13 protein-coding genes are annotated in these 12406 nt (G+C 60.1%); 3 read left to right on the top strand and 10 right to left on the bottom strand.

All coding sequences use genetic code 11. The features are described 5' to 3' along the window. Window positions 1–14: 14 nt before the first annotated feature. The 3 genes from plsX to AKL28_RS01925 form a co-directional block, all read right to left on the bottom strand. On the bottom strand, window positions 15–1118 hold the full coding sequence (gene plsX, locus AKL28_RS01935) for a phosphate acyltransferase PlsX (RefSeq protein ID WP_050466380.1): 1104 nt from the start codon (window positions 1116–1118) through the stop codon (window positions 15–17). A 221-nt stretch (window positions 1119–1339) separates the two neighbouring features. After that, entirely contained in the window at window positions 1340–1522 is a 183-nt protein-coding gene (gene rpmF / locus AKL28_RS01930; protein WP_006463510.1) for a 50S ribosomal protein L32, read from the bottom strand. A gap of 102 nt (window positions 1523–1624) precedes the next feature. Further along, complete coding sequence (locus tag AKL28_RS01925) at window positions 1625–2122, bottom strand: YceD family protein (protein WP_050466379.1); 498 nt, start codon at window positions 2120–2122, stop codon at window positions 1625–1627. A 183-nt stretch (window positions 2123–2305) separates the two neighbouring features. On the opposite strand from AKL28_RS01925, the gene AKL28_RS01920 reads away from it, so the two are divergent. Next, window positions 2306–2947, top strand: coding sequence for a Maf family nucleotide pyrophosphatase (locus AKL28_RS01920; protein ID WP_050466566.1), 642 nt, complete (start codon window positions 2306–2308; stop codon window positions 2945–2947). 9 nt (window positions 2948–2956) lie between these two features. Here the strand turns inward: AKL28_RS01920 and AKL28_RS01915 are convergent, their stop codons facing one another. The 3 genes from AKL28_RS01915 to AKL28_RS01910 form a co-directional block, all read right to left on the bottom strand. Next, the gene (locus AKL28_RS01915; RefSeq protein ID WP_050466378.1) at window positions 2957–3166 is read right to left on the bottom strand and encodes a DUF1289 domain-containing protein; all 210 of its coding nucleotides are present in this window, start codon (window positions 3164–3166) and stop codon (window positions 2957–2959) included. 322 nt (window positions 3167–3488) lie between these two features. Continuing rightward, entirely contained in the window at window positions 3489–3611 is a 123-nt protein-coding gene (locus AKL28_RS25280) for a hypothetical protein (RefSeq protein ID WP_269432160.1), read from the bottom strand. A 106-nt stretch (window positions 3612–3717) separates the two neighbouring features. Continuing rightward, entirely contained in the window at window positions 3718–4923 is a 1206-nt protein-coding gene (locus AKL28_RS01910) for an HPP family protein (protein WP_050466377.1), read from the bottom strand. A 178-nt stretch (window positions 4924–5101) separates the two neighbouring features. Here AKL28_RS01910 and AKL28_RS01905 point away from each other — a divergent pair, with 178 nt between their 5' ends. Further along, window positions 5102–5527, top strand: a complete 426-nt coding sequence (locus AKL28_RS01905; protein ID WP_050466376.1) for a MarR family winged helix-turn-helix transcriptional regulator — start codon at window positions 5102–5104, stop codon at window positions 5525–5527. A gap of 89 nt (window positions 5528–5616) precedes the next feature. After that, window positions 5617–6654, top strand: a complete 1038-nt coding sequence (locus AKL28_RS01900; protein ID WP_082221328.1) for a LacI family DNA-binding transcriptional regulator — start codon at window positions 5617–5619, stop codon at window positions 6652–6654. A gap of 87 nt (window positions 6655–6741) precedes the next feature. Here the strand turns inward: AKL28_RS01900 and AKL28_RS01895 are convergent, their stop codons facing one another. The 4 genes from AKL28_RS01895 to AKL28_RS01880 form a co-directional block, all read right to left on the bottom strand. Next, window positions 6742–8121 carry an MFS transporter gene (locus AKL28_RS01895; RefSeq protein WP_050466374.1) on the bottom strand — a complete coding sequence of 460 codons (1380 nt, stop codon included), beginning with the start codon at window positions 8119–8121 and terminating at the stop codon, window positions 6742–6744. Between the two features lie 170 nt (window positions 8122–8291). Continuing rightward, window positions 8292–9155 (bottom strand): sugar phosphate isomerase/epimerase family protein, encoded by an 864-nt coding sequence (locus tag AKL28_RS01890; protein ID WP_050466373.1) that lies wholly within the window; start codon window positions 9153–9155, stop codon window positions 8292–8294. A gap of 114 nt (window positions 9156–9269) precedes the next feature. Then, entirely contained in the window at window positions 9270–10163 is an 894-nt protein-coding gene (locus tag AKL28_RS01885) for a phytanoyl-CoA dioxygenase family protein (protein WP_050466372.1), read from the bottom strand. A gap of 195 nt (window positions 10164–10358) precedes the next feature. Next, complete coding sequence (locus AKL28_RS01880; RefSeq protein ID WP_050466371.1) at window positions 10359–12086, bottom strand: GGDEF domain-containing protein; 1728 nt, start codon at window positions 12084–12086, stop codon at window positions 10359–10361. Between the last annotated feature and the right edge of the window lie 320 nt (window positions 12087–12406).

The following is a 12406-nucleotide window of genomic DNA, read 5'->3' as shown; positions in this document are numbered from 1 at the left end:
CGTTTTTTGCTCTGTTAGTTCGGTTGTTGCAGCGAAGCCTGCACCACCGCTGGCTCTTCAGCCGCGACGGCCGCCTCGGCCGGGCGCCCCTGTCCCTGGGGCATCAATTCTGCCATGGTCGCGCCGATGCGCGCGAGCACGTCATACTTGGCAGCATCATACGCGCGGCGGATAGCCCATTCAAAGGCATATACATCGGCGCCGCCATGGCTCTTGAACACAAGCCCCTTCAGTCCCAGCAGGCTGGCGCCATTGTAACGGGAAGGATTGAGACGGCGCGACAGCGCCTTGATCGCGCCATAAGCAATGAGCGCGCCGAGCTTGTTGACCAAGCCCTTCTTGAATTCGGATGTCAGCACGCTCTTGACGAAACGCCCCAGCCCTTCGGAGGCCTTCAACGTCACGTTACCGACGAAACCGTCGCAGACGACGAGGTCGGTCGTGCCCTCGAAAATATCATTGCCTTCCACGTTGCCGTAGAAGTTGAGGATACCCTTCTCATGGTCCGCCCGCAGCAAGCCGGCCGTCTCCTTGACCAGTTCATTGCCCTTGGTGTCTTCTTCGCCGACATTGAGCAAGCCGATCGTCGGCTTGGGCTTGCCTTCCATTACCGACACCAGCGCCGAGCCCATCAAGGCGAATTGGTGCAAATGCTGGGGTTCGCAATCAACATTGGCGCCAAGGTCGAGCATGTAGGTGGGACCATCCTTCTGGTTCGGCAGGATGGTGCAGATGGCGGGCCGGTCCACGCCCGGCAGGGTCTTGAGCACGTAGCGGGATACCGCCATCAGTGCGCCGGTATTGCCGGCCGATACTGCGGCATGTGCCTGGCCGTCCTTGACCAGGGTCACCGCCACGCGCATGGAAGAATCTTTCTTGCGGCGCAAGGCCACCTCGATCGGATCCTCCATCGTGACCACTTCGGAGGCATTGCGGATTTGTACGCGCGGCTCGCCGGCCAGCTTGTACTTTTTCAATAGCGGTTGCAACACGCTTTCCTGGCCGACCAGGATCAGTTCCGCATCGGATTGACGACGGATGAAAGAGGCAGCGGCTGGGAGAGTAACTGACGGGCCGTGATCGCCACCCATGCAGTCGATTGAAATTTTGATGGTCATCGATTTGATTCAGAGCCTTGCCAGCCCATATTATGAGGCAGATTGGGCACCATTCAAAATGGCACGCACAAGCCGGGGCGCAATTGATACGCCGACAAGCAGGCAGGCATACCTGCAGACACGAATGCCGCAGGCATAAAAAAGCGGCGCAAAATGAACCTCCTGGAATGGAAGCTCATTGCGCCGCTTTTCTCCAAAAACAGCAAGCTCAATAAATGAGATTACTCGTCGTTCTTGGTCTTCAGCACTTTGCGACCACGGTAGAAACCGTTCGGGCTGATGTGGTGACGCAGGTGGGTCTCACCAGTCGTCGGCTCGACAGCCAGCGGAGGTGCAGTCAGAAAGTCGTGTGCACGGTGCATACCGCGCTTCGACGGGGTCTTTTTGTTCTGTTGAACGGCCATGATTACTCCTAAACCTTAAGATTGAAAATTTTAACACACCGGATTCAGGTTTCCATCAACCCGGATGCTGCTGCCCGGCACCTGCCAGACATCCCCTAACAATTACTGCTTCAACTTCTTCAGCACTGCAAACGGGGAGGCCCGCTCAGTACCTTTGGCTTCAGCCGCCACACCACTCTCTGGACAGGCATCGTGCTTGGGCGCCACAGGCAACGCAAGCAACGCTTCATCCTCGACCAGGTTGGCTACGTCGAAAGTTGCCGAACCGACGATGACATCAATTCCTTCATCGTCAATCAGCTCTTCGATCGCATCGGCCTGCGCCTCATCTTTTGCCAGTACCAGCAGCGACTTCGAATCAATCTCGAAATGCAATGCCGTCAGGCAACGCTGACAGATCAGATTAACGGCACCCGACACTGCCAGACTAAGTTGAGCCTGCCCCAGCTTGTCGATATCGCCGGCCAAAGCCCACTTTATCGTGCCGGAACGGTCAACCGTCTCTTGCGCCAGACGACCTAATTCAGCAACCGGAATCTCGCCCTGGGCCTGCTGTTTCAGCCGGCAAAACTCGAACGCGTCGATCACAAGTGCATTCATATCCAAAGCTGCAATCCGGAAAACCTGCGATAATAACAGAAAATTTCCTTACCAGTCAAAGCGTTAGCGCGCTTTCTGCGAATTTGTCGCCTGGCTGTCGCCGCGCAACGTCTTTTCGGCCGGATTTGGGCGGCAATCTTGCCTTTCCAGCCACATCAATATCCGCACAACAAGACTGCCGCCATGCCGCAAGACAACACTATCGCCGTACCGACACGCCTGATTCTCGGATCAAGCTCGGTCTATCGCAAAGAATTGCTCAGCCGCCTCGGCCTGCCCTTCGACACCATGGTGCCGGACATCGACGAAACGCCGCATCCCGGCGAAACGCCCGATGCCACCGCCTTGCGCCTGGCGCGCGAAAAAGCGGCGGCGGTAGCGGCCAAGGCGGGAGCCGCGCTGGTGATCGGATCGGACCAGGTAGCGACCCTGGACGGCGAACAGATCGGCAAGCCCGGCAACCATGCCAATGCGCTGAAACAACTGCAGAAAATGCGCGGCCGCCAGGTCATCTTCCACACTGCGCTGTGCCTGTGGGATGGCCGCAAGCCCGATGCGGCTCGCGCAGCACAGATGCGTAACGTACAAACCCTCGTGACATTTCGCGACTTGCCAGACGCCGAACTCGACGCCTACCTGCGCATCGAGCAACCTTACGATTGTGCCGGCAGCGCAAAAAACGAAGGCCTGGGCATTGCCATTCTGCAAAGCATACAAAGCGATGACCCAACCGCCCTCACCGGACTGCCGCTGATCGCACTGACCGATATGCTGCGCCAGGCCGGCGTCGCTTTCTTCGGCCAGCCTGCTGCGCAGCCGCGCTGAAAAGACGGCTCAGTAATTGCGGCGCGGATATCCCTGCGCCAGGATGCGTTGCCACACCACTTCGCGCTCCTCGGGATTCATGAATACCCATTGCGCCACCTCATCGACCGTCCGCCCGCAACCGCGGCAAACGTCGTCAAAAGTAGTGGAGCAGACAGCCACGCAAGGCGTATCGGGCCGTTCAGGGGGAGGCGAAGGTATTTGGGGCGTTTGGGACATTGACGGTTCTGAAACAAAAAACATGGAGCGCTGCCGGTCGGCGCGCAGCGCGTCAGACTAACCGCGCAACAGCCTCCATCTTACCAAGAAGCGCCCACCACCCGCCGGCCCCCTCAAATTGCACACCTGCGGCCGGGGAAAACGGGCAAAAAAAAAGCCCGCGAACCTGTTGGCTGCGGGCTTGAATCCAATTTCTTAAGGAGGAGATTGGAGGAGACAGGTGCAACTATAGCGATCCGCCAACGCCGAGTCTGCTTTATTGTGGCAATAGCAGATATTCACCTTTCCAATAACTCGTGCCAGGCCGGCATTTCCGCCCTTTTCACCCCGAGGCAGGCATGGCTTGCATCGATGTCACCGGCTTGGGCGGATTCACACCCTTGCGCTCGCAGGCGGACAGAGCCAGCATCATGGCAATAGCGACAGCCAACGTACTCATCCTCATCACAGCTCTCCTTTACACCTGCTCCCGCCCTTTCTCCTTAACATATCGCATCAATCACTCATCGCGGGAATCGTTCCGCGCAGAATCGCCTTCCCCGCCCACCCTGTCAAGCCGCACTGCGCAAGCCGGCACCGGCAGATGCCGCACGGGCCGCCGCCAGATTCTTCTCATACAGCGCGGCGATCATGTCGGACTGGGTCAGCATGCCCGCCAACTTGCCATCGGCGTCCAGCACGGGGATCTGGTGCAAGCCATCGGCCATGCGCGGCACCAGCTCCAGCAGCGGCGTATCCACCTCCGCTGAAATCACCGGCCGGCTCATGATCTGGCCGACCACTTCAGGCTTATCGGAATGGGAAAATGGCACGCGATGCAACAGCTTGCGCAATTGCGCAGCCAGGCCGGTATGCACTTCCGCACCGGCATGTTCAAGGAAATCGCTGCGGCTGACGATGCCGATCACATGCCGTCCCCGGTCGATCACAGGCAAAGCGCGCAGGCGATGCCTCTGCAACAGCCTCCAGGCATCGTCCAGGCTGGTGGCGAATTCCACCGCCACGACATCGCGCGACATCACCGCCTCGCAGCGCGTCTCGCCGAAACGGCGGTGATAAGCGCGCATCTCGGTTTGCATGAAAATCTCTTCCAGGTCATCGCGGCCAATGTCGATCACCTGGTTATAGCTCTTCAGCACCTCGTCCAGATCCTCATGCGAAAAGCCCAGCCGCGTGATCGGCAATTCGTCCCTGGTCTGGTGCGGATGCGGTGCAACGCTCTGCTGGGCATGCGGATAGCGGCGGCCGCTGGCGTTATTGAAGAACAACGCCGCCAGCAACAGCAGCACCGAATTCAAGCCGACCGGCACCAATACGAACTGATAGCCCATGTCGTGCACCACCGGCCCGCCCAGCACGGCAGTCAAGGCAACGGCCCCGCTGGGTGGATGCAGGCAGCGCAACAAGAACATCGCTCCGATCGCCAGCGAAATGGCCAGCGCCGCAGCCAATGCCGGCTCCTGGACCAGCTTGGCGCAACTGATGCCAATCAATGCGGCACTGAGATTGCCGCCGATGATGGACCACGGTTGCGCCAACGGGCTCGATGGCACCGCAAACAGCAGCACCGCCGATGCGCCCATGGGCGCAATCAGCCAAATGGTCCTGGCTTCATGCGGCAAGATGGCATAGCTCACCAAACCCACCAGCAGGATGCCGAACAGGCTCCCGGCACAGGAGCGCATGCGCTCGAAGCGGTCAACGTTGTTTCTGGGCGGAATGAAACTTTTAAGCCACAGCAAGATAGAATCGGGCATATCTGTTTTTCGGCGTCTTTTGTCTTTTCATACATTAAACGGCTACGCACCGGCGAAGCGCAGCCAAACCGCAATTACATCATAAGATGATATTTATGTCTGACTCCACCTGCTGCGCAGCAAGCTTGCCGCACATGCGCACAACAGACTCCATGTCCGGCGGACATGGGCGCCGCCGATGAAAAGCGCATCCCGCCTGCAGAAGGAAGACTTCGAAGCGCTCTCCGACTTCCGCTACCAATTGCGCCGCTTCCTGCGCTTTTCCGAAGATGCCGCCCAGAGCGAAGGCCTGACGCCGCTGCAATACCTGCTGCTGCTGCATATCAAGGGGTTTCCCGGCCGCGAATGGGCCAGCATCAGCGAGTTGGCGGAGCGGCTGCAGGCCCAGCATCACGGCGTTGTGGCGCTGGTTACCCGTTGCGTGAAAGCCGGCCTGGTCACACGCACGCCCGATGACCGCGATAAACGCCTGGTACAGGTACGCTTGACCGATCTCGGCGAGGAATACCTGCACCGGCTGGCGCAGTTGCATCGCAACGAACTGCAATCCCTGTCTGGCGTGTTCCAGGTTTCGCACATCTCGGCCTTCAACGACCGCGATTGAAACCGGCGGCAAACTGCGGTTTTCCGCAACTGATCCCGGCAAGCCATGCTGCTATGCTTACCACTCGGGTCCGCAAATGAATCCTGCCAATGACAAGAAAACCTAATACCGAGCCAGCACCCGCCAGCGCCGCTCCAGTACGCGCCATCACCAAGGAAGACGTTGCCCGCGCCGCCGGTGTGTCGCACATCACGGTGTCGCGCGTGATCAATACGCCGGAAAAGGTTTCTCCCGAGACCCGCGCCAAGGTGGAATCCTTCATCGCCAGCATGGGCTACATCCCCAACATGCTGGCCGGCGGCCTGGCGTCGCGCCGCACTCGCATCGTCGCTGCCATCGTCCCCACCATCAGCCATTCGATCTTCGCGGAAACCGTGCGCGGACTGTCGGAAAAGCTCAGCGAGCAGGGCTACCAGTTGCTGCTGGGGCAGACCAATTATTCTGAAACGGCGGAAACGGCATTGGTGGAAGCCTTCATCGGCCGCCGCGTCGACGGCCTGGTGCTGACCGGTGTCCAGCATACCGCCCGCACGCGCCAGCGCCTGAAGGCAGCCGGCATCCCGGTGGTGGAAACCTGGGACCTGACCAAGCGCCCCATCGACATGCTGGTCGGCTTCAACAACCATGAAGCCGGACGCGCCATGGGCGACTACCTCATCAAGAAGGGATACCGCCGCATGGCCTTCATCGGCGGCGAAGATCCGCGCGGCATGGCGCGCTTTTCGGGAATGCGCGATGCCGTGCTGGCGCATGGCGCGCAGGAGCCGATCCACATCAAGATCCCGCTGGGTTCCTTCCTCCACGCGGGGCGCGAAGCAATCGGCTTGCTGCTGCGAGAGCATCCCGATGTCGATGCCGTCTTCTTCAGCAATGACGTCATCGCCGCTGGCGCCGCGATGGAATGCATCCGGCGCGGAATCCAGGTGCCCAGGCAGATTGCGCTGGCCGGCTTCGCCAATCTTGAGATCGCCCCCGAAGTCACGCCGGCGCTGACCACGGTGCAGATCAGCGGCCACCAGATCGGCCTGACCACGGCGGAAATGCTGCTGGCGCGCTTCAACGGCCTGGGCGTGGCCCAGCCGATATGCGACCTGGGCTACTCCATCGTCGAACGCGAAAGTACCTGACCCGCTGCCATCCAGGCAAAAACGGCCGGTGCGGCCAACACTGAAGCGCACACCGGCCGTCTCCATTGCCCTGCCTGTTTCCGTGCGCTATTGCTCCTCGTCATAAACGATGCCGCGCGTCTCCGGTGCGATCAGCAAAGCCACCAGCGCCACCCCGCCCATGAACATGATGTACCCGATGATGGGATAGTAGCTGCCGCCGTAATAAGCCAGGAGGCCCGTGGCGATCACCGGCGCCATGCCGCCGGTGATGACCGACGACAGTTCACGCGCGCAGCAGATGCCGCTCATGCGCATGCTCGGCGGGAACAGTTCAGCGAAGAAAGCCGCCTGCACCGAAAACATCGGATACAGCCCGAACACGATCATCATCACGAAAGCGCCGATGATCATCGGAGTTTCCCGCGTCTCCAGCATCCAGAAAAACGGGAAGGCGCCCAGTATCATCACGAGGATACCGAGGATATACACTGGTCGCCGGCCAACGCGGTCCGACAGCGCTCCCCAAAACGGATTCAGCAAGGCCCCGATGCTCGCGCCGATCAGCACCGCCATCAGGCCGACGCTGGCTTCGACCTTGAGCTGGGCGGTGAGATACGACAACGCCCACACCTGGAAGATGTAGCCCGCCGTGTTCTCCGAAAAACGCGCGCCAATGGCAATCAGCAGGCTACGCTTCTGCTCTTGCCAGACCGCCTTGATCGGGGCCTTCGCCACCGTCTTGCGCTGCTTCATCTTTTCGAAAGTGGGCGACTCTTGCACAAACAGGCGAATATAGATCCCCACCGCCAGGCCAACTGAAGAGAGCAGGAACGGAATGCGCCAGCCGTAACTCATGAAGTCGGCTTCCGGCATCATGCGCACCAGCGCAAATGCGCCGGCCGAGAGCACCACCCCCAGCGCCACGCCGACACCCGGCCAACTGGCGTAATAGCCGCGCTTGTCGGGCGGAGCATACTCGGCCGACATGGTCACCGCACCGCCGAACTCGGCGCCTGCGGCGAAGCCCTGCACCAGCCGCAACAAGGTCAGCAGAATCGGCGCAGCGATGCCGATGCTGGCATAAGTAGGCAAGACACCGATGAGCGTGGTGGACAGGCCCATCATCACGAGCGTCACCACCAATACATTCTTGCGCCCGATCTTGTCGCCGATGTGGCCAAACACGAATCCGCCCAGCGGGCGCACCACGAACCCCAGTGCGTAAGAGCCGAAAGCGGCCAGCGTGCCGATCATCGGATCCAGCTTGGTGAAAAACAGCACGTTGAAGACGATCGCCGCCGCCGTGCCGTAAAGGAAAAAGTCGTACCACTCCAGCGCCGTGCCGATCACCGACGAACGCAGCGCCATCTTGCGTTGCCGGATCTCTGCCTCGCTCAGGTTCTCCGCCGATGTCGAGGCTTGGCCGGGCGCCTGCGCACGGCCGTGGTTCACCGGGTGCGCCCGGGTACCTGCGATTGTGTTCATGTGTCTCTCTCCTGTTGGTTGACGGGCGCATGCGGTGCTTTGCGCACCGGCCGGCTGTTTTGTTATGTGTCCGGCACTGGCCTCGTCTTTCCTGCGATTGGATGTACTGCCGTCGTCGTTGCTCCTTCCTGCCTGCTTCCTGAGTAAATTCGTTTCTGCTCCGTGGCGCGTCAGGCGCGCCTGGCCGGCGCGATGGCCTGCTCCGAAATGCAGCGGGCCCATAACGCGCGCACCATGCGCATCATCAATTGCGCCTCTTCCCAGCGGTCCGACAACTCATAGCCATCGGCGCCGGTCATCGCGTATTCGGGCGGGCCGAGTTCGCACAGGAAGGTCAGTACCGCACCGTCGCCCGCGCGCGCCATCCAGCTCCTGAAACCGTATTCCCACCAGTCCATGAACAATTCCACCCATTGCCGGTGCTGCTTGAAGGCCAGTTGCAACTGGATTTGTTCACGGCTGGCGACGCGGCCATGGAAGCCCCAGGCGTTATCGATGATTCGGTGCATCAGCGCATGGTTTTCCGCGGAAATCGGCCAGGCGAATTCGCGCCCCACCACATAGTGCGAAAGGTCCGCCGTCAGCCTCAGGTCAGGGAAACGGTCCAGCAGATGCAGGGTGAACAGCAGGTCGGTGGTCATGCGGTCACGGTGTGTCTCGATATGCAGCGCGATGCCGGCGTCCTCGGCAAGCCGGCGCCAGCCTTCGATGTAGGGGATGCATTCCTGCAGCGTGTAAGGCCGTACGTCGGCCTGCAGGTTGATGTGGTCGGCGCCCAGCTCCTGCACATGTTCGATGATGGGCTTCAAGTCATCGACCGTGCGCGGATAGCACTGGGCCTGCCAGCTCATGCCATGTTCGCGCAGGAACGCGGTGACGGTACGGGCGTATTGGACATCGGCAAAGCGCACGCCGGCGCCGTCGAAACCGGCGTCGCGGATCATGGACAACTTTTGTTCCAGCGTCCATTCCTGCCCATCCGGACGGCGGCGCTCCATTGCCCATAGCGATTGGTACACGCGAAACGTTTGCATGGGTGCTTGCCTCTGCAAAAATGTTCGTCCCTCCGGCGCGGCCCATGCGGATGAGCTGGCGCCAGGTTCGTGCCAGGGCGGTGTGCCGCCCCGAAGTGAAACGGAAACGCCGGTTCAGGTACTGGCCGCCTGCTGCGGCACATCCACCTGTTCGAAGAAACGCTTGCCGCTGGCCGACTGGTTCTCGTAGATCGACCCCTGGTTCAATGCCGGCGGCAACGGCATGCGCACCGGCGTATCGCGAAAACGCGGCACGATGGTCGGCTCGCCCTGCAGCAGCCGGCTGTTGAAGTCGTCGAGATCGGGAACGCCCATCAGCGGGAAGGCATCGGCCGCGCACACCTCATAGAGCAGGAAGTTGCGCGACATGGTCGACCGGTTCTGTGCCGAACCGTGTATCGCCCGCACATGGTGGAAGGAGACCGAACCTGCCTTGCCGACGATAGGCACCGCCCGGTCCAGGTGCAGACCCGGCTGGCTGGGATCGAGCGCGCCGCAGAAACGGCCATCGGCATCATGGTGGTCGTAAGTCGGCCCGGTGTGCGAGCCCGGCACCACCAGCATGGCGCCGTTTTCCAGCGAGGTATCGTCCAGCATCACGCCCACTGCCAGGATGTCGTCGTTGGTGGCCGGATAGAAAGCCCAATCCTGATGCCACTCCACCGGTGAACCAAAACGCGGAGATTTCAGGTTGAGCTTGGAGTTTTGCAGCCGGAAAGCCGGCCCCAGCAAGGCATCCAGCACCTCAAGCACTGCCTTCGAACGGATGAATTCCTCAAACACCGGATGGTTCTTGTGCGGCTGCTTGATGCGGCGCAAACGCGGGTCGGCGGCAGTGTGACCTCGCTCGAGATCGAATACATCGGTATGGTCGCTGACCTTGCGCGATTGCTCCACCCACTGCGCCAGCGCATCCTTCATCCGCTGCCGCATGATGTCGTTGAGAAGGTCGGGCACCACCAGCCAACCTTCGTCCTGATATTGCGAAACCTGCCCTTGCGTGATCATGGCTGTCTCCTTTGATAGGAATGGTGTTCTGCCCGCCTCGGCGGGGTACCTGGGAATACTTGCGCCCTGCTTTCCAAAATCAATGTTCGCGCGAACATAATATGTCGCAAAAAAACCGGAGTCAACTCCGGCCCATCAAATATTTTTCCGCCCGGTGGACTTTCCGCATCCAACTGCCGGCGCCCCGGCCCACCATCAAACGCTGACTTCTACGCGGTTGCGGCCGCGTTCTTTAGCCACATACAGCGCGGTATCGGCCAGCTTGATCAGTTGCTCCAGGCTATGCCCCTCGCTCAACGCCGCCACACCGAAACTGGCGCTGATCTTGATGCGCTGGCCGCCATCGACATCGAACTCCTTTTGCTCCAGCGCCACGCGCAACTTCTGCGCCACCGCTTCAGCCTTGCCGATATCCGTCTCCTGCAACAGCACAATGAACTCTTCTCCGCCATAACGCGCCAGCACATCCACCTTGCGCAGCAATTGCGCTGCGATTTGCGCGACGCCGCGCAAGACAGCGTCACCAGACAAATGCCCATGGCTGTCGTTGATGCGCTTGAAATGGTCGATATCGAACAGCACCACGGACAGGTTGCGCCGATAGCGCTGTGCCACGCCCATCTGCTGCTCGCCATAAGAGAAAAAAGCGCGCCGGTTCAACAAGCCGGTCAGGAAATCGGTATTGGAAGATGTCTGCAATTGGCTGATCAGCGCCTCGCGTTCGCGCGCCAGGCTATTGCGCTCAAGGATCCGTTCTTTCAGCACGCGCAACGCCCGCATCATGCCGCCGATCTCGTCGTCGTACCTGGCCGCGGGAATCTCCTGTCCCAGCTTGCCGTCGGCCAATCCCACCACCAAATCGGTCGCAGTGACCAGCGGACTGACTACGCGCTTGCGGATCATGTACATCAATAATTGGAAGAACAGGCAGGCAACTATGGTCAACCCGATCACCAGGACCAGAAAATTACGCGCCTGCAAGTTGCGGCGCTCGGCCCGGGCCATCAAGTCATCAAGAATAATGTCGCGCAAATCGAGGATGGCCTTCATCTGCGGCACATAACGCGCCGCCAGTTCGGCCGGCGTAATACCGTAATCGCCGGACTTCAGGCCTACCTGCAGCAAGTAGTCGATGAACTGGAAACCGTTGTCGAAATATTGCTTGTCCAGATTGGCCAGTCCCTGCGCAAATTGCGGCTGCGACGAATACGCAGCAAGCTGCGCCCCCAGCAGCGAACGCAGCAACTCGATCCGCCCATAAAGCCGGCCGATCTCGATGACTTCATCCGGGTTGAGCGTGTTATGGGTGATCAGCGGAGCGGTAAAGCGAGATCCCACCTGCCCGGCATATTCGCGCAGGCTGGCTGTCGCGCGCACCCCGGCCAGGCCGTCGCGCAAATCCGGATCGGCCAGGTCGACAGTGCCGACCAATTCCCCCGTTATCCGCACCAGCATCGGAATCACATCCATCATGCCATTGACCGCGGAAACGATATAGAGATGGCTACGCTGGCCCTGCGCCTGCTGGCCGACATGATCGACTGCCGCGCGGGCGGGACCCAAGGTCTGCTGCACGATCCTGACCTTTTCGAGAATGCCGGAATTACGCTGCACCGAATCCTTTTCCAAGGCGGCACGCAGATCGGCCAGTGCGGCATCGCTGGCTGCCCGCGCCGCCTGCAAGCGCTGATAAAGGACCGCGCGCTCATCATCCCGTGCACCCATGAAGGCGTTGGCCGGCCCACGTTCGGCCGACACCTGCTCCATCGCGACCAGGCCCAGGCGGAATCGCTTCAAGGCCGGAACGGTATTGGTGCTGCTCTGGTATATGTTCCACTCAATCCATACCAGCGACACCGCCAACGCCAAAAACAACATCAGCAATGCGATGGAAATTAGCCGGAACAGTCGATTCAAGGACATTTCTTTGGCCCGCTTCAAAGGCTTGCGATTTTTCAGGAATACAACAAGGCCGATCAAGCAACAAATAGAAGATCGTGAGCGGGGATGAAAATAAATCATGGACGGGTTCCGATGCATGAAACCCGATTTGAGACGTCTCCGGACTGGAGATGATTCTGACAGCCGGCATCGCAGTCCCTCCCCTTGAGAGCAGCGATACCGATGTGTATTTGATTGCCATCACGCCGACGGCAACAGAAGCGCACGCGCACATAAAAATAAAGCCCTGAGAATGTCAGGGCCTTACTTTTACCTACAAGCTAACTGGCGGAGAGGGTGGG

The organism is Herbaspirillum chlorophenolicum, from assembly GCF_001189955.1.
GTDB lineage: Bacteria > Pseudomonadota > Gammaproteobacteria > Burkholderiales > Burkholderiaceae_D > Herbaspirillum > Herbaspirillum chlorophenolicum.
This window is presented reverse-complemented; position numbering and strand designations above follow the sequence as displayed.